The sequence below is a fragment of the Comamonas sp. E6 genome (assembly GCF_001010305.1).
GTDB classification, from domain to species: Bacteria; Pseudomonadota; Gammaproteobacteria; order Burkholderiales; family Burkholderiaceae_C; genus Comamonas; species Comamonas thiooxydans.
In genome coordinates this window covers 37,891-61,959 of record NZ_BBXH01000024.1, presented here as the reverse complement: position 1 = coordinate 61,959, position 24,069 = coordinate 37,891, and the positions used below count along the sequence as shown (strand labels likewise).

Below are 24,069 nucleotides of genomic sequence, written 5' to 3'. Positions count from 1 at the left end.
ATTATTTCTCCGACGGCGTTGTCTTGACCAGGGTTGCGGCTTCAGGAGCCACGCCCAGCGCATTCAGCTTGAATTCCACCAGATGGCGGTAGTCCAGATCCTTGTCCAGTGCCTTGTAGGCAGCCTGGTACTGGGCAACCGCCTCAGCCTGCTTGCCCAGCGCCACATACAGATCGCCACGGCGATCAGCCTGCAGACCGGCATAGGACTCGGGCATGGCCGCCTCAAGCACCTTCAGGCCTTCGTCATAGCTTTTTTGCTGCTCCAGCACGGAAGACAGACGAATGCGAGCCAGGGCCTTGAAGCTTTCATCGCCCTTGTCGGCCACCCAGCTCAGCTGAGCCTTGGCGTCATCGAGCTTGCCGGCATCCACCGAGGCCTTGGCCATCAGCAAAGCCGTCTGGGCAGACTGTGCCGTGCCCGCGTACTTGTCCCGCAACTCGCTGAAAGCCTGGTCTGCGCGCGCCGCATCCTTGGCCGTCAGCGCTTCGTCCACAGCGAACTCCAGGGCCGAGGCCTGGGTGGCCTGACGCTTTTGCCAGTACTGCCAGCCATTCCAGCCGGCCAGTCCGAGAAAGACCACGACCAGCACGCTGGTGATCAGAGTTCCCCAGGAATTCCAGAAATGCTTGAGCTGCTCAATTTGCTCTTGTTCTTCAAGATCGAGATGGTTTGCCATGGCTACTTAGATTGAGTGGAACGCTGGTCGGAAAACGAGGTGCGGAAAATCAAACCACCGATTTTAGGCTGCCGGCCCACAGGGCCACATCCGCCAGAGCTTGCTGCACCTGCTGGCCTTCGCCGTCGCGCAGCGACTTCACGGTCACCTTGCCCTGGGCCAGCTCGTCGGTGCCGAAGATCAGGGCAAAGCGTGCACCCGAGCCATCGGCCTTCTTGAACTGGGACTTCATCGAGCCCATGCCCTCGGCCGAGCCGCCGGCCGCTGCATGCATCTGAACCGCCACACCAGCTGCACGCAGCTGCTGCACGGTCTTGAAGACCTGAGGCAGCACCGAGGCGTCGGGAATGATGGCGTAGACATCGGCTGCGGGCTGGGGAATCTCTACCCCCACCTCCTTGAGCACTTCGAGCACGCGCTCCACACCCATGCCCCAGCCCACGGCCGGAGCGGGTTTGCCGCCGATTTCCTCGATCAGATAGTCGTAACGACCGCCGCCGCAGATCGTGCTCTGCGAACCCAGCTTGTCGGTAATGAACTCGAACACCGTGAGGTTGTAGTAGTCCATGCCGCGCACCAGACGCGGGTTCAGGCTCCAGGCCACGTCGTTGGCATCCAGAATGTCCTGCACGGCCTTCAGATGCGCCTTGGATGCATCGCCCAGATAGTCCATCAGCCTGGGAGCTGCGTTGACCATTTCCTGCATGGCAGGATTCTTGGTGTCCAGCACGCGCAGCGGGTTGCTGTACATGCGGCGCTTGGCTTCCTCGTCCATCACCTCTGTGTGCTGCTCGAAGTAGGCAATCAACGCCTCGCGGTGGGTCTTGCGCTCCTCGGGCTGACCCAGGCTGTTGAGTTCCAGACGCACGCCTTCAATGCCCAGCTCTTTCCAAAGTTGAGCGGCCAGCAGAATCACTTCGGCATCCAGCTCGGGACCGGCAAAACCCAGGGCTTCCACACCGACCTGGTGGAACTGGCGATAGCGACCGCGCTGGGGTTTTTCGCGCCGAAACATCTGACCGATGTAGAACAGACGCTTGCCGCCTTCATACAGCAGATTGTTTTCCACTACCGAACGCACCACGCCGGCCGTACCTTCAGGACGCAGGGTCAGATGCTCGGCCTGGCCATGCTTATCTGCCCGGTCCTCAAAGGAGTACATCTCCTTTTCGACGATATCGGTCACCTCGCCCAGGCCGCGCACGAACAGGGCCGTGGGCTCGACGATGGGGGTACGCATATTGCGATAGGCAAAGCGGCCCATCAGATCGCGCACCTTGGCTTCAAACCACTCCCAACGCGCCGAATCGGGTGGGAGAATGTCGTTCATGCCTTTGACGGCGGTCAGTTTTTCGTTCTTGGCCACGTGAAGTCTCACACTTGGGTTACTAGCAAAACAAGAGCATATTGCGCATGGCAATCATGCCCTTCAGCTAGAAACCTAATTCAAATCCATACAGATAGTGCGCAAGCAGCTATCAATTCCAAAGTCTTGGCTCGCTGGCATTGTGCCAGCAAGCGTAATCACCACCCGCATGCCGGGCCGCTGCAAGCGTTCGAGTCGCTCAGGCCTTCAGGCCGTAGCGGCGCTGCACATATTCCAGCACCAGGGTCTGGAACTCCTCGGCGATATGCTCGCCGCGCAGCGTCAAGGCCTTCTCGCCGTCAATGAAAACGGGCGCCGCTGGCGCTTCGCCGTTGCCGGGCAGGCTGATGCCGATATCGGCATGCTTGCTCTCGCCGGGGCCGTTGACGATGCAACCCATCACGGCCACCTTCATGGCTTCCACGCCAGGGAACTGGGTGCGCCAGACCGGCATTTCGCCACGCAGGAAATCGTCGATCTTCTTGGCCAGTTCCTGGAAGGTGGTGCTGGTGGTGCGGCCGCAGCCCGGGCAGGCGGTGACGCTGGGTACGAACACGCGCAGGCCCAGAGCCTGCAGAATCTCGGAGGCCACCACGACCTCCTGCGTGCGCGCTTCACCCGGCTGGGGCGTGAGCGAGACGCGAATCGTGTCACCAATGCCCTCCTGCAGCAGCACCGACAGTGCAGCCGTCGATGCCACCGTGCCCTTGGTGCCCATGCCGGCCTCGGTCAGACCCAGATGCAGCGCATAGTCGCAGCGGCGCGCCAGCTCGCGATAGACCGAGATCAGATCCTGCACGCCGCTGACCTTGCAGGACAGGATGATGTTATCGGGGTTCAGGCCGATGTTCCTGGCCAGCTCGGCCGAGCTGATGGCCGAGGTGATCAGCGCCTCGTACATGACCTGGCGTGTCTCCCAGGGCCTCTCGCGACGGCTGTTCTGATCCATCAGATCGGCCATGATTTCCTGGTCCAGCGAGCCCCAGTTCACGCCGATGCGCACGGCCTTGTCGTACTTGGCTGCAATCTCGATCATCTGGCCGAACTGCTTGTCCTTTTTGTCGCCCTTGCCCACGTTGCCGGGGTTGATGCGGTACTTGGACAGCGCCTGGGCGCAGTCGGGGTAGTCGGTCAGCAGACGGTGGCCGTTGTAGTGAAAGTCCCCCACCAGCGGCACATATTCGCCCATCCGGTCGAGCTGCTCGCGGATATAGGGCACGGCCGCCGCCGCCTCGGGCGTGTTCACCGTGATGCGCACCATCTCCGAGCCGGCCTGGGCCAGCTGGCGCACCTGGATGGCGGTTTCCACCGCATCCACGGTGTCGGTATTGGTCATGGACTGCACGCGCACGGGTGCATCGCCCCCGACAGTGACCACGTTGTTGCGCCACACCACACGGGCCTGGCGTGATTTGCGCGGCAGCGGGCTGGCGATGGCTATCGCCTGGCTGAGCTGCTGCGAGCTTTGAGAATCTTGCACTCTTGTTTACCTCGAACGGTTACTTCACCTCGAAGCGAGCCACATTGTCGCGTGTGCTCGAGATATCGAAGGGTTCGCCACGTACCGTCACCTGCGTGCCCTTGGCATTGCCCACAATCACCGACAGGGGCAACTGGCCTTCGGCAGTCGCAGATTCATCCTTGGACAGGGTCTTTTCCAGCACCACCTTGCCGGCTCCGTCCCTGACCTTGACCCAGGACTGGCCGGTATTCACCTTCAGCACCAGCAGGCCGGCAGCGCCGGTCATAGGCACAGCCGCATCGGCTGCCGGGGCTGCGGTTTGGGCAGCTGTCGCAGATGCGGGAGCGCTTGCTGCAGTTCCGTCGCCTGGCATGCTGGCAGCAGCAACCGACACAGGTTCTGTCACTGCCGCCGCGGGTGTGGCAGAACTGCCCTGTGCGCCGCCCTCGGCCTGGGCAAGCGGTTCTGCCGCCGGCGCGCTCACCACTGGCGTCTGGCCGGACTGGGCCTGAGCCGGCACTGGCACGCCTGCCCCATCGGGGCCGTCCACCATCTGCTGGAATGGCACAAAGTACACGGCAGCGGCAGCAGCCAGCAGAATCAGCACGCCTGCCGCAATCTTGCGAGAGCTGCTGTTGCCGGAGTCCAGCGGTGTACCCGTGACCTTGAAGCTGCTGCGCACCTTGACGGTCTCGTTGATGCCTGGACCCGCATTGGCAAGGCTTTTGATCTCGCTGCGTGGCAGCTTGGCCAGCACCGATTCGGCATCGATATGCAAGGTCCGGCACATTCCCATGGCCAGGGCACGCATGAACACATGATCGGGAAAGGCCGCATAGTCATCGGCCTCCAGCGCCTCCAGCTTGTGCTGTGGCACCTTCAATGTCGCAGCCATCACGGGCAACTGCATCCGGGCTGCTTCCCGTGCCTGACGCAACAAGACTCCGGCCGTGGCCTGACCCTGAGTTGGCACCTGCTCTTCGCTTTGCATAGTTTCCTCTTCCACCGCAGCCTCATTCATTGAAAGCTCCACGTTCATAGGCCAGCCACTGACGCGATTGAGGAAAACGCTCGCGCAACTGATCGGCCTGTTGACGCACTCCAATGTCGTCGTGCAATGCCCTGTCTATTTTGATCCCCAGCCAGAGGCTTTCCGCACTGGCCTGATTGCTATTGTTATTCAAGCGCCGGATGTAGAACTGCGCCTTCTTCAGATCACCTTTGAGCCAAAGCACATTTGCCAGGTTGTAGCCTGCGGCGGGGTTGCCCACATCCATCTCGTAGGCACGAAACATGTTCTGGTAGGCCTGCTCCAACTGTCCCGCCTGCTGGTAGCACATGCCCTTGGCCAGCAGGGTCCTGGGCTGTTCACGGTAGCCCGGAGCCTGCAAGGCTCTATCAAACCACTGCTGGGCTACGTCGAAATGCTTTTGCTGGCATTGCATCCAGCCGTAATTGTGAATCTGGTTGCCGTCGCGCGGATTGAGATCCACGGCCTTGCGCATGGCGATCTCCGCCTGTGTCCAGTCCTGGTTCTGCATGAGGATCAGGCCCAGCAGGCCGTATGCATCGGCGTAATCGGGCTTGGCAGCCAAGGCCTGCCCTACCTCGTCCATGGCCACATCCAGGCGCCCGGCCTGAAAGTAATTGGCAGCCAATTCCAGGCGAATCTGGGCACGGCGATTGGCATCGGCGACCTGGGTCCCGGCCGTGCCAACCACGGAAGTCTGGGGCACGGACGTAGAGGAAGTGGTGGTGGTCGTTGTCGAAGTACAACCCACAAGTGCCGCGACCGCAACCGGTACCCCCCACCGGGCCAACAAGCCCCAATGTTGCCAAACCGGTCGCTGTACCACTGCCCTCATTGATTGTCCTTTATTCAAAACTCCGTCAAGACACCTGCTTGAGCGGGATAGTACGCTGCTTGGCCATGCGCTCGGCAGCGCGAGTTCTGTCCTTCACATCGCCCGCGAGCTGGCCACAGGCCGCATCGATATCGTCACCGCGGGTCTTGCGCACCGTGGTCACGATGCCGGCATTGCTCAGCAACGTAGCGAACTCGGTCACACGGGCCGAAGGCGAGCGCAGCAGACCCGAAGCGGGGAAGGGATTGAACGGGATCAGATTGAACTTGCACCAGCTCTTGCCATCGCCGCGCGCGCGCACCAACTCTATCAGCTGGCGCGCATGCTCAGGCTGATCGTTAACGCCGTCGAGCATGCAATATTCAAAGGTGATGAAGTCACGCGGCGCGAACTCCAGATAGCGCTCGCAGGCGTCCAGCAGCTCGGCAATCGGGTACTTCCTGTTCAGCGGCACCAGGTTGTCACGCAGCGGATCATTGGGCGCGTGCAGCGACACAGCAAGCGCCACCGCGCAGTCCTGCGACAGACGATCCATCATGGGCACCACGCCCGAGGTGGACACCGTCACGCGACGACGCGACAGGCCGTAGCCATGGTCGTCCAGCATCACGCGCAAGGCAGGCACCAGCGCACTGTAGTTCTGCAAAGGCTCGCCCATGCCCATCATCACCACGTTGGAGATGATGCGATCTTCGGTGCCGAAACGCTTGCGCAGCGAATGCTCGGCATACCAGAGCTGGGCAAGGATTTCGCCGGTATTGAGGTTGCGACTGAAGCCCTGATGCCCCGTCGAGCAAAAGCGGCAGCCCACGGCGCAACCGGCCTGGGACGAGACACACAGCGTGCCGCGGTCGTCCTCAGGAATGAAAACGGATTCAACGGCATTGCCGTCACCCACATCGAACAGCCACTTCACGGTGCCATCGGCAGAGACATGCTCCGTCACCACAGGCAAAGCGGTAATGTGGGCCCGGCTTTTGAGCTTTTCGCGCAAAGACTTGGCCAGATCTGTCATCTGGTCGAAATCGGATGCGCCACGCTGGTGAATCCAGCGGAACAGCTGCGTCGCACGGAAACGCTTCTCCCCGAGCTGCTCGCAATAAGCGGTCAGTCCTTCGAGGTCAAAATCAAGCAAATTAGTAGTCATATCGGCATGTGGCGAGGCGTCTTGCGAACGGTGTTTGCCACGCCGTGGCCAGCATCTTCAAGTGCTGACACCCGCTTTGCACGAATGCAAAGCGCTGGCGTCAGCGAGAGCATGCTGTAAAGCTAGCGTGGATTAACGCGAGTACACGTTCATGCCGGGGAAGAAGAAGGCAACTTCCACAGCAGCAGTTTCAGCAGCGTCGGAGCCGTGCACGGCGTTGGCATCGATGCTGTCAGCGAAGTCGGCGCGGATGGTGCCCTTTTCGGCCTTCTTGGGGTCGGTGGCGCCCATCAGTTCACGGTTCTTCAGGATGGCGTTCTCGCCTTCCAGAGCTTGAATCATCACGGGGCCGGAGACCATGAAGTCCACCAGATCCTTGAAGAAAGGACGGGCAGCGTGCACAGCGTAGAACTGCTCGGCTTCGCCGCGCGACAGGTGCACCAGCTTGGCAGCCACGATCTTCAGGCCGGCAGCTTCGAAGCGGGCGTAGATTTGGCCGATCACGTTCTTGGCAACTGCGTCGGGCTTGATGATGGAGAGGGTACGTTCGATAGCCATGATGATTATTTCCTAATCAGGGTTACTATGGGTTTTTGCCGAAAAAGCAAAACAGTTGATTTTAACGGTGCCGCCATAGACCTTGAAGTCCGGGCAGCACTCAAATCCTTACGGACGCCTTTTTAGCGGCCGCCGCGGCGGCCACCACCACCGCCGCCACCAGGGCGACGCTTGGCGTTCTGACGGGCCCGCGACAGGCTGTCGCTGCCGATATAACCCACCGAAGTGCGCATGGGATCGGGCTGACCGCCTCCCTGCGAGCGCCCCGAGCCACCGGAGCGACCGCCGGACTTGTTGCGCGGGTTGTCGCCCAGCATGCCGCTGGGTGCCGGACGATTGCCGTCCCACTCGCCTCGGCGCTGACCGCCGCCTTCACGACGGCCCTGAGGGGCGCGATCGGCGTTCATGCCATTGCCGCGGCCGCCACTGCGGTTGTTACGACCGCCACGGTTGTTGGCGCCACGGGCACCGCCGTTGTTGCGCTCGACGGGAGCGCGCTCCTTGACGCCGGCTGCCGACATCAGCGCCTGGATATCGGCCTGATCGAGCTCCACCCAGGCGCCGCGCTTGAGGCCGCGCGGCAGCATCATGGCGCCGTAGCGAATGCGGATCAGACGGCTGACGGCATGACCCACGGCCTCGAACATGCGTCGCACTTCGCGGTTGCGGCCTTCGGAGATGGTCACGCGGTACCAGCAGTTGGCGCCTTCGCCGCCGCCATCTTCCACGGCACCAAAGCTGGCTTCGCCGTCTTCAAGCTGCACGCCGTCCAGCAAGCGCTGCTTTTCTTCCTTGCTCAGCGCGCCCAGCACGCGGGCCGCGTATTCACGCTCCAGGCCGAAGCGGGGGTGCATCAGCGAGTTCGCCAGCTCGCCCGAGCTGGTGAACAGCAGCAGACCTTCGGTATTCAGGTCCAGGCGACCCACCGACTGCCACTTGCCATGCTGCAGCTTGGGCAGCTTGCGGAACACCGTGGGGCGGTTTTGCGGATCGTCATGCGTCACCACTTCGCCCACGGGCTTGTGATAGGCAATCACGCGCGCGGGCGGCGGGTCGATACGGAAGCGGATGGGCTGGCCGTTGACCTTGACGATATCGCCGAACTGAATGCGCTGGCCGACGTGGGCAGGCTCGTTGTTGACCGAGATGCGCCCTTCCAGTATCAGTTGCTCCATCTCCAGGCGCGACCCCATGCCGGCCTGGGCCAGCACCTTGTGCAGCTTGGGAGAATCGACCTGGGGCGCAAGCACGCGCTTGGCGGGCATGGCGCTGCCGTTCTCTTCCTCGTCGTCGAAGTCGCCCGAGATCACATCGGCAAAGTCGATGTTCTGACCCTTGCGCCCCTTGGACCCATGAGGAGCGGCAACGCTCTGCACAGCCACTTCGGCAACGACGGTATCTGCTGCGTCATGACCCTGGTCTTGGTCCTGGGACTGCAGCTCCTGCTCGACCACGGGCTGAACCGGCTCCTCGACGACCACGGCTTCTTCGGCACGCGGCTTGGTCACTCGCTTGCGCGCAGGCTTGGCCTCGCCAGCAGCGTCCTTTTTGACGCCGGCGCGCTTGCGCGGTGCGGCAGGCTTCTTGGCCTCGGCGGCATCCTTGGTCCCATCGGCCTTGGCTGCGCGGGGCTTGCGAGTCTTCTTGACCGGCTCGGCTTCGGGCGAAGCGGCTGCGGACTCGGGCATCGGGTTCGATGTCTCGTTGTTCATTCCAGTTTTCCTTCGGGGATGACGCCATCGTCACCCTCCACAATTCCTTGTTCTGTTGACCCGACGGCATCGTCGGCCCGCGCTTTCGTCTTTGCGTCCTCGGCCTCGTCGTCATCGCTGCCGTAGTCATCCTCGAGAAACGCCTTCAGGCCCACCCACTCGGTTCGACCTGTTTTCTTGGCCGCCGGTTTGGGCTCCGGCTCTGCTGCCTTGGCTGTCCTGGCCGCTTTGGGCTTGCTCACGGATGGCGGCCCCTCAGTCGGCCCTGGCTCCGAATCCGGCAGCTCAATCGCTATCTCTTCAGTAGCATCTTGCTCAATATCACTCTGCGCCTGGTCCGGATATGACTCCAACTCTGGCGCATCGGCCTCGGGCTGAAGCTCCGACACAAGCTCTGCAGGCGCTCGCGCCACTGGGTCGGCATCGGTATCCAGCAGCTCCTCGGCGCCACCTTCCTCGTCCGGGGCACCCAGGATTTCACTCTCAGCAGCATCGGACTCTGCAGCGACATCCGTATCCTCAGCGACCTCGGCCGGCTCTGAGGCTTCCACACCCTCCTGGGGCTGGGCATCCTCTGCACTGACCTGCGGCGCTGCTGTCTGGTCGCCCTCCTCCCCATCCAGCGCCTTGAACAGACTTTGCTGGGCCTGGGTTTCCTCCAGCATGGGCAGCTGATCCAGCGACTGCAGACCCAGATCATCGAGAAACTGGCGCGTGGTGGCAAACAGCGCGGGCCGTCCCACGGTCTCACGATGGCCGATGACCTCGATCCAGCCTCGGTCTTCCAGCTGCTTGATGATCAGGCTGTTCACGGTCACACCGCGAATATCCTCGATATCACCCCGCGTGACCGGCTGACGGTAGGCAATGATGGCCAGCGTCTCCAGCGTCGCCCGCGTGTACTTGGGCGGCTTCTCGGGGTGAAGCTTGTCCAGATAGACGCGCATCTCTGGCCGGCTCTGGAAACGCCAGCCCGAAGCCACCTGCACCAGTTCCACGCCCTTGAGGGCCCAGTCCTTTTGCAGGTCCAGCAGCAAATCCTTAACCGTGTCCGAGCCCAGCACATCATCAAAAAGTGAGCGCAATTCCCGCAGCGTCACAGGCTGCGGGGCACAAATCAATGCTGTTTCAAGAACCCGCTTGGCATCTACCGTATTCATGGGCGCAGCGTTTCGGGAGCGGCTGTCGCACCGACTGCGGTGGGACGCCTGATTCTAAGAAGAGAGGAAAGCGCCCCAAAGATGCCATGCGAGTGATGGTCAGAGGCTTTCCGGCAGATTGTAACGCAGACCCCATAAATCCAGTGCACCGGCCATGTCTTGTGGCAGCGGCGCATAGTGGACCAGCGGCTTTTTCGTCACAGGGTGCTCAAAGGCCAGCCTGAAGGCATGCAGTGCCTGGCGCTCCAGCCCGCCCTCGGGCTGGCCGCCATACAGCGTATCGGCTATCAGCGGATGACCAAGCGAAGCCATGTGCACCCGGATCTGGTGCGTGCGTCCGGTGTGCAGCGTGCAGCGCACCAGGCTGTGCGCGGCATCGCCATCGAGCAGATCGAAGTCGGTACGCGCCTGCTTGCCGGGATGCAGATTCAGATCCACCACCGCCATGCGCAGACGGTTGCGCGGATCGCGGCCGATCGGCGCATCGACTTCGCGGCGCTTGCGGCTGCCCCATTGCTTGTGGGCAAGCGCCAGATACTGGCGACTCACATCGCGCGCGGCAATCATCTTGATGAGCGCATCCATGGTGCTGCGATTGCGCGCCACCACCATCAAACCGCTGGTGTCCTTGTCCAGCCGGTGAACAATGCCGGCACGCGGCACCTGACGCGCTTTTTCGTCACGCGCCAGCAGGCCGTTGAGCAATGTGCCCGTCCAGTTGCCGGGCGCTGGATGCACCACCAGACCCGCAGGCTTGTTGATGACCAGCAGATCCTCGTCCTCATAGACTACCTGCAGATCCATGGTCTCGGGCTGGAAAGCCATGCTCTGCTGGGTGGGCCGCATTTCCACGCTCAGGCGGTCGCCCACGGCCACCTTGACCGAGGGCTTGAGCAGAACCTTGCCGTTGAGAGTGACCGCACCGTCGGCCAGCAACTGCTGCAGATAGCTGCGCGAGAACTCGGACACCCCCAGCGCCAGCACCTTGTCCACACGCTGACCATGATGCTCGGCGGCGACTGTGAATTCGCGGTTCTCGACCTCGGCCGAGGCAATGGCGTCTTCGGCTGCTTCGTCCCAGCTCTGCTCGACCGCGTCAGAAGGCACAAGCCCCTGCGGGGCAGGGGCTTGTGCGGCTTGCTTGCGTTGTGAGGCCATGCTCAACGCGAGGGCAGATAACGCGAAGGATCGACAGGTTTGCCCTGGCGACGCACCTCGAAGTGCAGCTTGACGCGATCGGCATCGGTGCTGCCCATCTCGGCAATCTTCTGTCCCTTCTTCACGGCCTGATCTTCCTTGACCAGCAGAGACTGGTTGTGGGCGTAGGCGGTCAGATAGGTGTTGTTGTGCTTGAGGATGATGAGATTGCCATAGCCACGCAGGCCGGCACCGGCATACACCACACGGCCATCGGCAGCAGCCAGCACGGGATCGCCGGCCTTGCCGCTGATGTCGTAGCCCTTGTTGCGCTGCTCGTCGAAGCCGGCAATCAACGAGCCGCTGGCAGGCCAGATGAAGTTCACATCATCGGCACCCTTGGCAACAGGCGCCGGGCTTGTTGCAGGCGTGGATGGCACTGGCGTTGCGGTTGCAGCCGGGGGAGTCACGGGTGTGGTCGTCGTTGCGGCGCTGCCACCACCCACAACCACGGGCGCGACACCGCGGCCCGAACCGGACGAAGCGACAGGCGCCTCGCGTCCGGGTGGTACCACACGCACCACCTGACCGACTTCAATCACGTTGGGATTGTCCAGATTGCTCCAGCGAGCAATGTCCTTCCAGCTCTGGCCGTGCTCCAGACCAATCCTGATCAGAGTGTCGCCAGGCTTGATCGTGTAGTAACCCGGCTTGCCGGCATTTTCAGCGCCGGGCAGCGACTTGACGTCCACAGTTGAAGACGAGGAGGCCGACTGTCCGCGATCCTCCACAGGAGCCCTGTTTGCCTGGGCAGCACAACCGGCCAGGATGACACCTGCCAGCACGGCCGTTCCCCATGCACCAAGACTTCGCGATACCAACATAAGCTATTCCCTTCTAGGCGATCCCCGATTTTAGAGGGACAAAGTTGACTGCTTCCAAAACTGTCTGCGTAAAACCGTGTGAACTCTTGTCAATCACCAGCAGTGCCTGCTTACCCGCACCCACCACGACCGGAGCCACCAGACGCCCGCCCACCGCCAACTGATCGCACCACTCTTGCGGCACCACGTCACCGCCGGCAGCGGAGATGATGCCCGCATAGGGCGCGCCACTGGCAAAACCTACCATGCCGTCTCCGAGAATCAGATGCACATTCGACAGGCGCATGGGGCGCAGATGGCTGCGTGCTTTCTCATGCAGGCCGCGCAGCCGCTCTATCGAATAGACCTCTTTGGTGAGCATGGACAGCACTGCAGCCTGATAGCCGCAGCCCGTACCGATCTCCAGCACGCGCCCTTGCCCGTTTCGGGCCGCATCGGAGTCGAGCAGCAGCTCGATCATGCGGGCCACGATGCTGGGCTTGGAGATGGTCTGGCCCAGGCCGATAGGCAGACTGGTGTCTTCGTAGGCCTGGTTGACCAGAGCGCTGTCGACAAAGCGGTGACGTTCCACCGTGGCCATGGCCTGCAGCACGGCAGGGTTGCTGACACCGGCCGCACCGATGCGCTGGGCCATGCGGGCACGCACCGTGGATGAGTCCAGCCCCACGCCCACCGGCGAGGCGGCCACACGCAAGGGATTGATGGGCTTGGGAGCAACGGGCGGCCGTGCCGCGCCGGTGCCCGTCTGCACCGAGCGTGCAATCCAGCCCGGGACCTGAGGCGGACGACGCTCGCTCACGATGCGGCCGCCGATGTGTTGGATGGACCTGCCAGCTTGCTGGCCGTCTGCGCCCAATAGCCGAGGTTTTCATGATCGGTCAAATCGACCTTGAGCGGAGTCATGGAGACATGGCCGTGGGCCGTGGCATGGAAGTCCGTACCTTCGGAGTCGTCCTTTGCTGCGCCGGCACTGCCGATCCAGTACATGGTCTCGCCACGCGGGCTTTGCTGCTGAATGGCCTGCTCGGCCGCATGACGGCGCCCCAGGCGACACAGCTTGACGCTTTTGAGTGCATGCAGCGGCATATTGGGAATATTCACGTTCAGCAGCCAGGGAGCAGTACCGATCAGTTGCTGGGCCTGCATCTGTTGAACCATCTGACGGGCGGTGGCAGCTGCCGCTTCCAGCTCGGCCCAGCCCTTGTCCACCTGCGAGAAGGCAATCGAGGGAATGCCGAACAGATAGCCTTCCATGGCCGCGCCCACGGTGCCCGAGTAAATCGTGTCGTCGCCCATATTGGCGCCGTTGTTGATGCCCGAGACCACCAGATCGGGCCGGTAGCCAAGCAGGCCGGTCAACGCGATATGCACGCAGTCTGCTGGCGTGCCGTTCACATAGCGAAAGCCGTTATAGGCCTGATGCACATACAGCGGTGCATTCAGCGTCAAGGCATTGGACTTGGCGCTGTTGTTGTGCTCGGGCGCCACCACTTCGACGTCTGCCACGGTGCGCAGCGCATCGTGCAGGGCCACGATGCCTGGGGCCTGGAAGCCGTCGTCATTGCAAATAAGAATCTTCATGGATGAGGCGGATTGTAGGCGGCTCCAAGGTCACGACAGAGACACGCGGCATTCGCACCACACTTCTATCATCTGCGAGCCGATTCCCCCCAATCTCACCTCAAGAAGATCAGGAGACAAGATATGCACGCATGGCTTTGCACCACCCCCACCGGCGTCGAGACCCTGAAATGGACCGAGCAGCCCACGCCACAGCCCGGCCCCGGCCAGGTGCTGCTGGAAGTCAAGGCCGCCAGCCTGAACTTTCCCGATCTGCTGATCGTGCAGAACAAATACCAGATCAAGCCGCCCCTGCCCTTTGTGCCGGGCTCGGAATATGCCGGCGTGGTGCAGGCCGTGGGCGAAGGGGTCAAACATCTCAAGCCAGGCCAGCATGTGGCCTGTCTTTCGGGCACGGGCGGGTTCGCCACGCATACGCTGGCACCCGCTGCCATGTGCATGCCGCTGCCGGCCGACTTCCCCTTTGTCGATGCCGCCGCCTTCATCATGACCTATGCCACCTCCCACCATGCGCTGATCGATCGCGGTCAGCTCAAGGCCGGCGAGACCGTACTCGTGCTGGGCGCAGCTGGGGGCGTTGGCACGGCAGCCATACAGATCGCCAAGGCGGCCGGTGCCCGGGTGATTGCCGCTGCCTCCACCGACGAGAAATGTGCGCTGTGCAAGGCCCAGGGCGCTGACCTCACCATCAACTACAGCCAGGGCGATCTGCGTGAAGCCATCAAGGCAGCGACAGACGGCAAGGGGCCCGACGTGATCTACGATCCCGTAGGCGGCGATTTTGCCGAACCTGCCTTCCGCTCCATTGCCTGGCGCGGCCGCTATCTAATCATAGGATTTGCCTCCGGCCCCATCCCCTCGCTGCCGCTGAACCTGCCTCTGCTCAAGGGCGCTTCCCTGGTCGGCGTGTTCTGGGGCGATTTCGCCAAGCGCGAGTCGCAGAACAATGCCGCCATGATGCAGGAGCTGGCACAGTGGTGGGCGCAAGGCAGGATCAAGCCCGTAATCGACCGCACCATGCCCATGAGCGAGCTGTTCGCGGCCTATGAGCGCATGGGCTCGCGCCAGGTACAGGGCAAGCTGGTGCTGGTCAACGCGTAAAGCTGCGGTAAACCGCGGCGATGCCTGTGGGCTCAGGGAGATACTTCCAGCCACTGGCTACAAAACCCCGACACCGCAGCATCGCCATGTTTTCTCCTGCCCACACGCCCGCGCCGGATCGCCGGCGCTTTCTGATTGCCTCCAGCCTTGCCACGGCCGTGGGCGCCCTGCCCGCCTGGGCCCGTGCCACGGAATCACTGGCCCACAACCCGTTCACCCTGGGAGTGGCCAGCGGCGACCCGGAACCCGACAACATCCTGATCTGGACACGGCTCACAGCGCCTCTGGCCTATCTTGGTACGGCGGTCGCGCCAGACCTGGCAGCACAGACCGTGCATTGGGAAGTGGCGCATGATGCCCAGTTCCGCCAGCCCGTGGCTCATGGGCAGACTCAGGCCAGGGCCGAATGGGGCCATGCCGTCCATGTGCAGGTCAACGGCCTGAGTCCGGACCGCTGGTATTTCTACCGCTTCCGCTGTGGCGACGCCTTCAGCACCACCGCACGCTGCCGTACCGCCCCGGCGCCCGGAGCAGATGTACGCAAGCTGCGTCTGGCCGTGGCCTCCTGCCAGCGCTGGGAACATGGCTTCTACAGTGCCTGGGCCGATGCCGCGCAGGCCTCGCCCGATCTGGTGCTGTTTCTCGGCGACTACATCTATGAATATGCGCAACCGGCGAAGCCTGATGGACTGGCGCGTCCGCAGCCACTGCGTACCGCCCAGACCTTGCAGGACTACCGCGACCGCTATGCGCTGCACAAAAGCGATGCCCATCTGCAGGCCGCCCATGCCGTGTGCAACTGGTCCGTCATCTGGGACGATCACGAGGTTGAAAACGACTATGTAGCCCAGTACGGGCGCGGGGACAGCGCTCACTTTTTAGCTAGGCGCATGGCGGCCTGGCAGGCTTTCTACGAAAACATGCCGCTGCGTAACAGCGCATTGCAGCGCAACTCTCAGGGACTGGCGCTGTACCGCAGCCTGCAGTGGGGCAAGCTCGCCAGGCTGCATCTGCTGGACGGCCGCCAGTACCGCGATCTGCAGGCCTGCCGCCCCGAGGGAAAGGCCAGCACCGGCACCGTGGACCCTGCCGAATGCCCTGCCCTGCAAGATCCGGCGCGCAGCTTTCTGGGTTGGGATCAGGAGCGCTGGCTGGCCCGGCAGTTGCAGGGCGATGCACGCGAGAGGGTCGACGCCGCCCGCTGGAGCGCCGTGGTGCAGACCACCTTGTTCTCGGCCCGCAAGCATCCCAATGGCAGGCAGTCGACCGACAGCTGGGACGGCTACCCTCAGGCACGCCAGCGCCTGGTGCGCCAGATTGCAGAAAGCCAACCGCGCAACAGCGTGCTGCTCGGCGGGGACATTCACCAGAACTATGTCTGCGCCATTGCGGCCCAGGCCGATCAGACCCCGGACAGGGCCAACCCGGTGATTGCCAGCGAATTTTGCGGCACCTCCATCAGCTCGCACAGCGGCACCACACAAGCCAGGGTCGATGCCATCGTGGCCCACAACCCTCAAGTGCTTTTCGCACGCTGTGAGGAGCGTGGCTACAGCCTTGTGGAGATCACACCACAGTCCATGACTACGGAGCTGCGCGCCGTGAGCAACCCGCTCCAGGCCGACAGCAGTCTCTATACGCTGGCACGCTTTGTGGTGGAAGATCGCCGCCCCGGTCCTGTAAAGATCGCCTGATGCGCTACGGCATACTCGGGTCATGCAAAACACACAGGCCTCGAGACCCGAACTTCCCCTGTGGCGCGGTACGGCGGCCGCCCTTCTGATCGCGGGGCTGCTCACAGGCTGCGGCCTGCCTCCCCTGCCGGATCGCATGGCCAGCGAGGCCCTGAGCGCCGAGCAGGCCCTGCAAACCCGGCTCGGCCAGGCGCTGGCGCCGCTGCAGCAGGCACATCCTGGGCAGAGCGGCATCCATATGCTGGCCGACGCCCATGACGCCTATGCCGCCCGCGCCCTGCTGGCCCGAGCCGCGCAGCGCACTCTCGATGTGCAGTACTACATCTGGCGCAACGACACCACCGGCCATTTGCTGCTCGATGAGTTGCTGCTTGCGGCAGACCGCGGCGTACGCGTGCGCCTGCTCTTGGACGATGGCGGCACCGGCGGCATGGACGCCACCCTGGCCGCCCTGGACCAGCACCCTCTAATCGAGGTGCGGCTATTCAACCCCTTCGCCCTGCGCACGCCCAAGGCGATTGGCTATGTGACGGACTTCGCACGCACCCAGCGGCGCATGCACAACAAGAGCTACACGGCCGACTCCTCCGCCACCATCGTGGGCGGACGCAATATCGGCGACGAGTACTTTGCCGCATCCGACGGCGTGCTGTTCGCCGACCTCGATGTGGTGGCAACAGGCTCGGTGGTGGGCGAGGTGGCAGCGGAGTTCGACCGTTACTGGAACAGCACCTCCGCCTACCCGGCAGCCAGCCTGCTGCCCGCCATGCCACAGCAGGCCGTGGACAAGGTCTATGCAAGCCTGCACGCCGATGTGAATCGCCCCGAAGCACAGGCCTATGTGAAGGCCGTCAGCCGCAGCCGCTTCAGCACCGATTTGCTGGCAGGTCAACTGCCGCTGCAATGGGCCGAGACCACCCTGGTCAGCGACGACCCGGCCAAGGTCCTGCGCGAAGCCGCACCCGAGGACTTGCTGCTGTCCCAGCTCCAGCCTGTGATTGGCCAGCCACAGCAGTTGCTGGAAGTGGTGTCGCCCTATTTCGTGCCCACCCAGGCCGGAGTCGACGCCTTTGGCCATCTGCGCCGGCAAGGTGTGCGGGTGCGCATTCTGACCAATAGCCTGGAGGCGACCGATGTGGCCGTGGTGCATGCCGGCTACGAGAAATACCGCAAGCCGCTGCTGAAAATGGGCGTGGAACTCTACGAGATGCGCCGTCAGATCGATCTGCGCAACCAGCCCGCAGCCAACGAGCCGGACAAGACACCAAGGAGCGAGCCTGCCGAAAAGACTCCCAAGCGCGAAGCTCCGTCACCTGCAGCGCTGAGCGGCAGCTCCGCCACAACGGGCAGCTCGGGCGCCAGCCTACATGCCAAGACCTTCGCGGTCGACGGCAAGCAGCTCTTTGTCGGCTCCTTCAACTTCGATCCGCGCTCGGCCATGCTCAATACCGAAATGGGCTTGGTCATCAAAGACCCGGCCTTGAGCCAGCAGGTCAGCACCTCGCTGGATCAGCATCTGCCGTACATGGCCTACAAGGTGCAACTGGACGCGCAGGGCAGGCTGAGCTGGACGGGCCAGAGTCCGCAGCCGCCCCATGAAGCCCAGACCTTCAGTGCCGACCCCGGCACCAACTGGTGGCAGCGCTTCATGGTGCGGGTGCTGAGCTGGCTGCCCATCGAAGGATTTTTGTAACTCAGTCCAGGCGGATGGAGGGCCGCAGCCGCGCGTTCATCAGGTCGATCAGCCACAGCAGGCCGCCGCGCCAGAAGCCGTAAAGCCGCGCCTGGTGCGAGCGGTACAGCATGATGTGGCTGAGCATGGCCATGCGGCCGCGGATCACGCCGCCGTTGAACAGGCCGAACTTGCCCAGCGAGCCATAGGCGTCGTAATGCGCAAGCGACACCAGGGCTCCAAAGTCACGATAGGCAAAGCCTACGGGTTTGGCACCGGGACGCTCCAGCACATGAGGCAGAGTCTCGATCAGATAGCGGGCTTGCTGGTGGGCCACCTGGGCCGTAGGAGGCAAAGCCTCCTGCTTGCCCGGCAGGGTATAGCTGGCGCAGTCGCCCAGGGCATAGATATCGGGGTCGCTGGTCTGCATCTCGTCATTGACCAGCAGCTGATTGCTGCGCGTGGTCTGCAAACCCAGCTGCATTAAGAATTCCGGGGCCTTTACCCCCGCCGCCCAGACACGCAGGCTGGCAGGAATCAGCTCGCCATTGGCCAGCTCGAAACCTTGCTCGGTCGCACGGCTGACGCGGCCGCCGACGATCACGGAAACGCCCAGGGCCTGCAGTCGCACACGCGTGGCTTCGGAGATCTCCTCGGGAAAGCTGGGCAGCAGGCGCGAGCCGGCCTCGATCAGCACGATGCGGAACTTGGCGGCCTCGCCCAAGGCGCCGTAGGCCGTGGCACTCTCTGCAAGCTGAACCAGCTCCGCCGCCAGCTCCACCCCGGTGGCACCGCCGCCCACGATGGCCACCTGCAGTTGCTCGCCGCTGGTCATGCAGCGCACCATGCGCAAACGAATTTCCTGGTTGAAGGCATCGGCCTTGCGGCGCGAATCGATCATGAAGCAATGCTCATGCACACCGGGCGTGCCGAAGTCGTTGGCACCGCTGCCCACCGCAATCACCAGCTTGTCATAGGCAAGACGCCGACCCGCCACCAGCTCGCGGCCATCGGGTGCATAAATGGGGGCCAGCAGAATCTCGCGTGCCTCACGGTCCAGACCGCACATCTCGCCGGGCTGGTAGGCAAAGTCGGCATCGGTGGCCTGAGCAAGATAAGTGGTCTGCTGCTGGGCCAGATCGCGAGTGCCGGCTGCAATCGTGTGCAGCATGGGCTTCCAGACATGGGCGGAGTCGCTGTCCACCAGCGTCACCGTGTCAATGCTTTCACTCTTGAGCTTGCCGAGGGCCGTGGCCACCTCCAACCCCGCCACACCACCGCCCACGACCACGATGCGGGCCGCATGCCCATTGCGTGGATGCTGTGGCTTTCGAGCTTGCGGCTCCTGGGATTCGGTGATGGGCTGCTCGCCCTGCTCTGCTTGATTGACTGCGTTTTCCATGAACGACCCTGACTCTGCGTCTGTTGTGACCGGACGCCAGAACATCTCAAGATATCTGGCACGCATTGATTGTTCTTCAATTTTTATAGCAGGAAACTCAATATGGACAAGGCAAATAATGATGATATATATCTTTTATAAGACTTGAGCTGCACGAATGCAAGGTCTGCCTTGAAAGCTTTCAATTTTCTGAATAACCCTGGCTGCAAGCAATGGCAATCAAGCGTGGCGCGCTATCAACTTCTTGAGCGCCATGTCGTACGACGTGGCCTTAAAACCCCATTCGACGAACAGCGCTTGTCAAGCAGCGGCAAAACCGCTGCTTCAACCATGCAATTTGCGTTTGTCAATATACGAAACGTATACAGACCTTATGATGCTCGGCCATGGGAATCGTCAAAATTTCAGACCAGTTGCACGACCAGATTCGTGTCTCCAGCGCGGCCCTCGGCCGCTCCATCAATGCCCAGGCCGAGCACTGGCTGCGTGTAGGCCAGCTGGCCGAGCATCACCCCCAGCTCAATTACGAAGGCATCTGCGCCCTGCTGCTGCAGCAAGCCGAGCGTGAGCTGCAGCCTGCCAGCGCTCATGAAGCCGACACAGTCGTGCGCCGCCCCCGTCCGGTGCGCCTGGTAGGAGGCATGCAATGAAGCGCGGCAAACAGAAAGTCGTACCCATTCATGACGCCACCGACATCTACCTCTCGCGCAAGGCCGGCGGCCTGGCCGCCAAGGTGCTGTCCATGCTCACCCCTCATGTGCAGCCCGGCGTAAGCACAGAGGAACTGGACAAGATCTGCCACGACTACATCGTCAACGAGCTGAAATGCACGCCCACCAATGTGGGCTACTATGGTTTTCCCAAAACCGTGTGCACCTCGGTCAACCATGTGGTCTGCCACGGCATCCCAGATACCAAGCAGGTCCTCAAGGACGGCGACATCATCAATGTCGACGTCGCAGTAACCACGCCCGAAGGCTGGATCGGCGACACCAGCCGCATGTACTACGTGGGCCAGCCCAGCAATCTGGCCAAGCGCCTGGTCAACACCACCTATGAAGCGCTGGTGGCCGGCATCCGCTCCGTCAAGCCCGGGGCCACGCTAGGCGATGTGGGGCATGCCATCCAGACCGTGGCCCAACGCGAGCGCTTTTCCATCGTGCGCGAGTACTGCGGCCATGGCATCGGCAAGGTCTATCACGACGAGCCCCAGGTGCTGCACTACGGCACGCCCGGTCAGGGCCTGACGCTGCAGCCCGGCATGATCTTCACCATCGAGCCCATGCTCAACGCCGGCAAGGCCGCCACGCGCGAACTGGCGGACGGTTGGACCGTGATCACCAATGACAAGTCGCTCTCCGCCCAGTGGGAGCATATGGTGCTGGTGACGGAGACCGGATTTGAGGTGCTGACCCCCTGGCCCGAGGGTACAGGCGACTACCCTGCCATCTGATCAAGCGCGGCGAACCGTGCATATTGCCCTCGGCTATGTGCGCACAGCCGCTGGATTTTGGCAATAACGGCCAGAAGCGGTCCGGGGTCTTGAAACCAGCCTGGAAACAGCCCGGCCCCAGCCGCACTACAGTGCCCGGCATGACAAATTACCTGTATCTGGGTCTGGCCATCATCTGCGAGGTGATTGCCACCTCCTTCCTCGCCAGGTCGGAAGGCTTCTCCAGGCTCGGCCCTACCGCGGTTTCCCTGGTGGGCTATGCGATTTCTTTCTATCTGCTGTCGCTGACGCTGCGTACCGTGCCCACGGGCGTGGCCTATGCAATCTGGTCCGGCGTGGGCATCGTGCTGGTCTCGGCCGTTGCCTACTTCTGGCAGGGCCAGAAGCTCGATGCCCCCGCTCTGGCCGGCATGGCCATGATTGTGGGGGGCGTGCTGGTGATCAACCTGTTTTCAAAGACCGCCGGTCACTGATCGCCCTCGCCCCCGAAGTCCTCCACTGACTGCGTCAGATCCTGCAACCACTGCATGCTGGCGCGCAGCTCCTCGGGCCGGATCTCATGGGCGCCCGGGTACTCGTGATAGCTCAGTTGCAAGGGCAAGGAGGCCAGGCGGTCACGCACGGCATGGGCGCTGGTCAGCGGAATCACATTGTCATAAGTGCCGTGGCTGACCCAGGCCGACTTGCCCTCGAATGCGGCAGCGGGCGCGTGCAGCGACGCGATCTCGGGCAATAGACGGCTGTGCCAGACCAGTGCGGCACGCAAGGTCTGGGGCTGGGTCAGCAACTGACTCAGACTCATGATGCCGCCCTGGCTGAAGCCCCCCAGCACCACCCGCTCGGGCGGAATGTCCAGTTGCTGCGCGGCCTGCTCCACCGTCTGCTGCAGCAAGATACGCGCCTGCTGCTCCTGCGGCACATTGATATGGCGCGTACCATCGGCATCCACAGTGAACTGAAACCAGGCATAAGCACCCATGCCCATGGCAAAGGGCGCACGCAGACTGAGCACATGAAATTGCGGCGGCACATAGGGCGCCAGGCCGAACAGGTCCTGCTCATTGCTGCCCACGCCATGCATGAGCACCAGCAGCCAGGCAGGCCGGCCGGCGTCCAGCTGCGCGGGCCGCTCCAGATAAGTCAAAGGCAATGTGCTCATGGACAACTCCCGAAGGCAGCACGGAATTTGATGGGAAAAGGCTGCAGCGCTTTTGCATTCTGCGACTGCAGCTATCAAAACAATATAGCGCAGACCCGCAGCTGGCTGACCGATCCGCACTCGGCCCGACAGGGTGCGCGCATGCCTTTTGATACAGTTGACCGACCTGAGCGTGGCTTTGCCGCTACACAAGCTCAGTCATGCACCCGCCCGCGCAATGCCTTGATGCCGGAGCGCAGGCTTTTGCCCTGCAGGCGTCTTTGCTGCGAGCCCCAGGTCGGCTTGGTGGGCTTGCGTGGGCGCGGCGGCCTTGCAACCGTGGCTACCAACGCATTGAGGCGCTGCAGCCCATCCCACAGATTGTGTTCCTGAGTGCGGTATTTTTGCGCCTTGATGACCACCACTCCATCGGTGGTGATGCGCGAATCGCCCAAAGCCAGCAAGCGCTGCTGCACATCGACCGGCAGACGCGAGGCTCGAACGTCAAAGCGCAGATGCACAGCGCTGGCCACCTTGTTCACATTCTGGCCGCCCGGGCCTTGAGCGCGCACGGCGCTCCATTGCACATCGGCTTCGGTCAGCTCGAAGGCGGCCGCATTGCTCACGACAGAGCCTCCTGCAGCGCGGCGCAGAAGGTGGCCGGATCCTCGTGCTGTACCCAATGGCCGACGTTCCGCATCACCTGCCAGTCCAGCGCCCCCAGGCACTGACGCTGCATTAGCAGTTGCAGCTCGGCCAGGCAGCCCGCATACAGAGGGTCATGCTCGCCATAGATCGCCGCCACCGGCACCTTGATACGGGTCAGGGCCCGGGCCAGCACATCGGTGCGCGACAGCCGTCTGCGCGGCAGTCGGTCGCGAGCCACATTGAGCGCATGCAGTGCCAGCGTCTCTTCATCGATCAGCACCTCGTCATGCAGCATGAGGGCCGCGATATTGTGGCGATGGGCCTGCATCTGTGCCTCCAGTCCCGGCAGGTGGCGCCAGCCCAGCAGGCGCACGCTGCGTCCCTCGGTCATTCCCATGCCGGGAGCGCCGACCAACACCAGCCTCCGGGCCAGCTCCGGATGCTCGGCAGCCAGCAGACCGGCGGTCATGCCGCCAAAGGAAAAGCCGACCAGGTCGCAGACCGGACCCGTATCGGCATTGCCCAGCAACTGCCGGATGCCATAGGCCAGAGGCTCCAGCATGGTGTCCACATCCATGCCGCCGGGCACTCCATCGGATTCACCAAAACCCGGCAGATCGGCCAGCCACAGGCTGTAGCCCGCCTCGGTCAACGGCTGAATCACACGCAACCAATGCGTCCAGCTGCCACTGCCGCCATGCAGCAGCACCAGGGGCAGACCGCGCTGCACCACCCCGGCCGGGGGCTGCCAGCCATGCCAGACCATCAAGCCGCTGTCGGCGGCTTCTCCAAGCCGGGTCTGCACGCGCTGCGCCGTGGCCTGCAGCCGGGCAATGGCTGCCGGCAGCTCGACCCCCAGCTCCTGCGAGACCTGCTCCAGCGAACAGGCTGCTTCAACCGCCGATGTCACCACTGCGCCACCGCATCGATGGCCAGACCGTAGCCTGCCACGCCGAAGCCGCACATCACGGCGCGCGCCGTGGCCGACAGATAGGAATGGTGGCGAAAGCTCTCACGCGCATGGACATTGCTGATGTGCAACTCCACCAGCGGCACGGCCGTGCCCTTGACGGCATCGAGAATTGCCACACTGGTATGGGTGTAGGCCGCTGCATTCATGATCAGCGCCTGCAACTCCCCCTTGGAGTGCAACCGGCCTGCCTCGTGAATCCAGTCCACCAGCTCGCCCTCATGGTTGCTCTGGCGGAACTCCAGCTTCAGGCCATGGCGTGCACAGGCCTCTTCGCAAAGCTGGCGCACATCGGCCAGCGTGGCCGATCCATAGATGGCGGGTTCGCGCATGCCCAGCAGATTGAGATTCGGGCCATTGAGGACATAGACGGTTTTCACGGAAGCACTCTCCTGATTTTTGAGGACTGCCCGGATTATGCGAGCGCTGCAACCGCCCCG

At 62.9% G+C, this 24,069-nt stretch carries 24 protein-coding genes; 6 read left to right on the top strand and 18 right to left on the bottom strand.

What is annotated here, in order from left to right; translation table 11 throughout:
• Window position 1 precedes the first annotated feature (1 nt).
• The 13 genes from CSE6_RS20295 to surE all read right to left on the bottom strand — a co-directional run bounded on the left by CSE6_RS20295 (window position 2) and on the right by surE (window position 13,551).
• Window positions 2-679, bottom strand: a complete 678-nt coding sequence (locus CSE6_RS20295; RefSeq protein ID WP_059441308.1) for a tetratricopeptide repeat protein — start codon at window positions 677-679, stop codon at window positions 2-4.
• Between the two features lie 49 nt (window positions 680-728).
• A complete protein-coding gene (hisS, locus tag CSE6_RS20290) occupies window positions 729-2,045 on the bottom strand; it encodes a histidine--tRNA ligase (RefSeq protein ID WP_059441307.1) in 1,317 nt (438 codons plus the stop codon).
• Between the two features lie 199 nt (window positions 2,046-2,244).
• Window positions 2,245-3,525 (bottom strand): flavodoxin-dependent (E)-4-hydroxy-3-methylbut-2-enyl-diphosphate synthase, encoded by a 1,281-nt coding sequence (gene ispG / locus CSE6_RS20285; RefSeq protein ID WP_034378387.1) that lies wholly within the window; start codon window positions 3,523-3,525, stop codon window positions 2,245-2,247.
• A gap of 19 nt (window positions 3,526-3,544) precedes the next feature.
• Complete coding sequence (locus CSE6_RS20280) at window positions 3,545-4,528, bottom strand: helix-turn-helix domain-containing protein (RefSeq protein WP_059441306.1); 984 nt, start codon at window positions 4,526-4,528, stop codon at window positions 3,545-3,547.
• Window positions 4,521-5,372, bottom strand: coding sequence for a type IV pilus biogenesis/stability protein PilW (gene pilW, locus CSE6_RS20275; protein WP_224648526.1), 852 nt, complete (start codon window positions 5,370-5,372; stop codon window positions 4,521-4,523). The genes CSE6_RS20280 and pilW overlap by 8 nt, the downstream gene beginning before the upstream one ends.
• A 25-nt stretch (window positions 5,373-5,397) precedes the next feature.
• Window positions 5,398-6,519, bottom strand: coding sequence for a 23S rRNA (adenine(2503)-C(2))-methyltransferase RlmN (gene rlmN / locus CSE6_RS20270; protein WP_034359357.1), 1,122 nt, complete (start codon window positions 6,517-6,519; stop codon window positions 5,398-5,400).
• A gap of 132 nt (window positions 6,520-6,651) precedes the next feature.
• Window positions 6,652-7,077 (bottom strand): nucleoside-diphosphate kinase, encoded by a 426-nt coding sequence (gene ndk / locus CSE6_RS20265; protein ID WP_003053316.1) that lies wholly within the window; start codon window positions 7,075-7,077, stop codon window positions 6,652-6,654.
• 122 nt (window positions 7,078-7,199) lie between these two features.
• Window positions 7,200-8,789: a pseudouridine synthase gene (locus tag CSE6_RS20260; RefSeq protein WP_059441305.1), complete on the bottom strand. Its 1,590-nt coding sequence runs from the start codon at window positions 8,787-8,789 to the stop codon at window positions 7,200-7,202.
• Entirely contained in the window at window positions 8,786-9,949 is a 1,164-nt protein-coding gene (gene scpB / locus CSE6_RS20255; RefSeq protein WP_059441304.1) for an SMC-Scp complex subunit ScpB, read from the bottom strand. Before scpB ends, CSE6_RS20260 begins: the two co-directional genes overlap by 4 nt.
• A gap of 99 nt (window positions 9,950-10,048) precedes the next feature.
• Window positions 10,049-11,107 carry an RluA family pseudouridine synthase gene (locus CSE6_RS20250; RefSeq protein WP_034378391.1) on the bottom strand — a complete coding sequence of 353 codons (1,059 nt, stop codon included), beginning with the start codon at window positions 11,105-11,107 and terminating at the stop codon, window positions 10,049-10,051.
• A gap of 2 nt (window positions 11,108-11,109) precedes the next feature.
• Complete coding sequence (locus CSE6_RS20245) at window positions 11,110-11,970, bottom strand: peptidoglycan DD-metalloendopeptidase family protein (RefSeq protein WP_034359366.1); 861 nt, start codon at window positions 11,968-11,970, stop codon at window positions 11,110-11,112.
• Between the two features lie 13 nt (window positions 11,971-11,983).
• The gene (locus CSE6_RS20240; protein WP_034359483.1) at window positions 11,984-12,769 is read right to left on the bottom strand and encodes a protein-L-isoaspartate(D-aspartate) O-methyltransferase; all 786 of its coding nucleotides are present in this window, start codon (window positions 12,767-12,769) and stop codon (window positions 11,984-11,986) included.
• Window positions 12,766-13,551 (bottom strand): 5'/3'-nucleotidase SurE, encoded by a 786-nt coding sequence (surE, locus tag CSE6_RS20235; protein ID WP_034359368.1) that lies wholly within the window; start codon window positions 13,549-13,551, stop codon window positions 12,766-12,768. The genes CSE6_RS20240 and surE overlap by 4 nt, the downstream gene beginning before the upstream one ends.
• A 123-nt stretch (window positions 13,552-13,674) precedes the next feature.
• Here surE and CSE6_RS20230 point away from each other — a divergent pair, with 123 nt between their 5' ends.
• From CSE6_RS20230 to CSE6_RS20220, 3 genes are all read left to right on the top strand, one after another.
• Entirely contained in the window at window positions 13,675-14,652 is a 978-nt protein-coding gene (locus tag CSE6_RS20230; protein ID WP_034405774.1) for an NADPH:quinone oxidoreductase family protein, read from the top strand.
• A gap of 86 nt (window positions 14,653-14,738) precedes the next feature.
• On the top strand, window positions 14,739-16,346 hold the full coding sequence (locus CSE6_RS20225) for an alkaline phosphatase (protein WP_059441303.1): 1,608 nt from the start codon (window positions 14,739-14,741) through the stop codon (window positions 16,344-16,346).
• Window positions 16,347-16,368: 22 nt separating this feature from the next.
• The gene (locus CSE6_RS20220) at window positions 16,369-18,039 is read left to right on the top strand and encodes a phospholipase D family protein (RefSeq protein ID WP_059441302.1); all 1,671 of its coding nucleotides are present in this window, start codon (window positions 16,369-16,371) and stop codon (window positions 18,037-18,039) included.
• Window position 18,040: 1 nt separating this feature from the next.
• Here the strand turns inward: CSE6_RS20220 and CSE6_RS20215 are convergent, their stop codons facing one another.
• The gene (locus CSE6_RS20215; protein WP_012839185.1) at window positions 18,041-19,420 is read right to left on the bottom strand and encodes an NAD(P)/FAD-dependent oxidoreductase; all 1,380 of its coding nucleotides are present in this window, start codon (window positions 19,418-19,420) and stop codon (window positions 18,041-18,043) included.
• Between the two features lie 386 nt (window positions 19,421-19,806).
• Here CSE6_RS20215 and CSE6_RS20210 point away from each other — a divergent pair, with 386 nt between their 5' ends.
• The 3 genes from CSE6_RS20210 to CSE6_RS20200 all read left to right on the top strand — a co-directional run bounded on the left by CSE6_RS20210 (window position 19,807) and on the right by CSE6_RS20200 (window position 21,346).
• A complete protein-coding gene (locus tag CSE6_RS20210) occupies window positions 19,807-20,070 on the top strand; it encodes a ParD-like family protein (RefSeq protein WP_003063854.1) in 264 nt (87 codons plus the stop codon).
• Complete coding sequence (gene map / locus CSE6_RS20205; RefSeq protein ID WP_059441301.1) at window positions 20,067-20,873, top strand: type I methionyl aminopeptidase; 807 nt, start codon at window positions 20,067-20,069, stop codon at window positions 20,871-20,873. Before CSE6_RS20210 ends, map begins: the two co-directional genes overlap by 4 nt.
• A gap of 140 nt (window positions 20,874-21,013) precedes the next feature.
• Window positions 21,014-21,346, top strand: coding sequence for an SMR family transporter (locus CSE6_RS20200; RefSeq protein WP_034359382.1), 333 nt, complete (start codon window positions 21,014-21,016; stop codon window positions 21,344-21,346).
• On the opposite strand, the gene CSE6_RS20195 is transcribed toward CSE6_RS20200, so the two are convergent.
• The 4 genes from CSE6_RS20195 to aroQ all read right to left on the bottom strand — a co-directional run bounded on the left by CSE6_RS20195 (window position 21,340) and on the right by aroQ (window position 24,009).
• The gene (locus tag CSE6_RS20195; protein ID WP_059441300.1) at window positions 21,340-22,032 is read right to left on the bottom strand and encodes an alpha/beta hydrolase; all 693 of its coding nucleotides are present in this window, start codon (window positions 22,030-22,032) and stop codon (window positions 21,340-21,342) included. The two genes, CSE6_RS20200 and CSE6_RS20195, sit on opposite strands and share 7 nt — an antisense overlap.
• Window positions 22,033-22,226: 194 nt before the next feature.
• Complete coding sequence (arfB, locus tag CSE6_RS20190) at window positions 22,227-22,637, bottom strand: alternative ribosome rescue aminoacyl-tRNA hydrolase ArfB (RefSeq protein WP_003063861.1); 411 nt, start codon at window positions 22,635-22,637, stop codon at window positions 22,227-22,229.
• Window positions 22,634-23,572 (bottom strand): alpha/beta fold hydrolase, encoded by a 939-nt coding sequence (locus CSE6_RS20185; protein WP_034359390.1) that lies wholly within the window; start codon window positions 23,570-23,572, stop codon window positions 22,634-22,636. The genes arfB and CSE6_RS20185 overlap by 4 nt, the downstream gene beginning before the upstream one ends.
• Complete coding sequence (gene aroQ / locus CSE6_RS20180) at window positions 23,566-24,009, bottom strand: type II 3-dehydroquinate dehydratase (RefSeq protein WP_034359392.1); 444 nt, start codon at window positions 24,007-24,009, stop codon at window positions 23,566-23,568. The genes CSE6_RS20185 and aroQ overlap by 7 nt, the downstream gene beginning before the upstream one ends.
• Window positions 24,010-24,069 lie beyond the last annotated feature (60 nt).

Coding starts and splice junctions, on each gene's coding strand:
- CSE6_RS20295 (WP_059441308.1), bottom strand. CDS start 679: ATGGCAAACCATCTCGATCTTGAAGAACAAGAGCAAATTGAGCAGCTC.
- CSE6_RS20280 (WP_059441306.1), bottom strand. CDS start 4,528: ATGAATGAGGCTGCGGTGGAAGAGGAAACTATGCAAAGCGAAGAGCAG.
- pilW (WP_224648526.1), bottom strand. CDS start 5,372: ATGAGGGCAGTGGTACAGCGACCGGTTTGGCAACATTGGGGCTTGTTG.
- rlmN (WP_034359357.1), bottom strand. CDS start 6,519: ATGACTACTAATTTGCTTGATTTTGACCTCGAAGGACTGACCGCTTAT.
- ndk (WP_003053316.1), bottom strand. CDS start 7,077: ATGGCTATCGAACGTACCCTCTCCATCATCAAGCCCGACGCAGTTGCC.
- CSE6_RS20260 (WP_059441305.1), bottom strand. CDS start 8,789: ATGAACAACGAGACATCGAACCCGATGCCCGAGTCCGCAGCCGCTTCG.
- scpB (WP_059441304.1), bottom strand. CDS start 9,949: ATGAATACGGTAGATGCCAAGCGGGTTCTTGAAACAGCATTGATTTGT.
- CSE6_RS20250 (WP_034378391.1), bottom strand. CDS start 11,107: ATGGCCTCACAACGCAAGCAAGCCGCACAAGCCCCTGCCCCGCAGGGG.
- CSE6_RS20245 (WP_034359366.1), bottom strand. CDS start 11,970: ATGTTGGTATCGCGAAGTCTTGGTGCATGGGGAACGGCCGTGCTGGCA.
- surE (WP_034359368.1), bottom strand. CDS start 13,551: ATGAAGATTCTTATTTGCAATGACGACGGCTTCCAGGCCCCAGGCATC.
- CSE6_RS20230 (WP_034405774.1), top strand. CDS start 13,675: ATGCACGCATGGCTTTGCACCACCCCCACCGGCGTCGAGACCCTGAAA.
- CSE6_RS20225 (WP_059441303.1), top strand. CDS start 14,739: ATGTTTTCTCCTGCCCACACGCCCGCGCCGGATCGCCGGCGCTTTCTG.
- CSE6_RS20220 (WP_059441302.1), top strand. CDS start 16,369: ATGCAAAACACACAGGCCTCGAGACCCGAACTTCCCCTGTGGCGCGGT.
- CSE6_RS20215 (WP_012839185.1), bottom strand. CDS start 19,420: ATGGAAAACGCAGTCAATCAAGCAGAGCAGGGCGAGCAGCCCATCACC.
- CSE6_RS20210 (WP_003063854.1), top strand. CDS start 19,807: ATGGGAATCGTCAAAATTTCAGACCAGTTGCACGACCAGATTCGTGTC.
- map (WP_059441301.1), top strand. CDS start 20,067: ATGAAGCGCGGCAAACAGAAAGTCGTACCCATTCATGACGCCACCGAC.
- CSE6_RS20200 (WP_034359382.1), top strand. CDS start 21,014: ATGACAAATTACCTGTATCTGGGTCTGGCCATCATCTGCGAGGTGATT.
- CSE6_RS20195 (WP_059441300.1), bottom strand. CDS start 22,032: ATGAGCACATTGCCTTTGACTTATCTGGAGCGGCCCGCGCAGCTGGAC.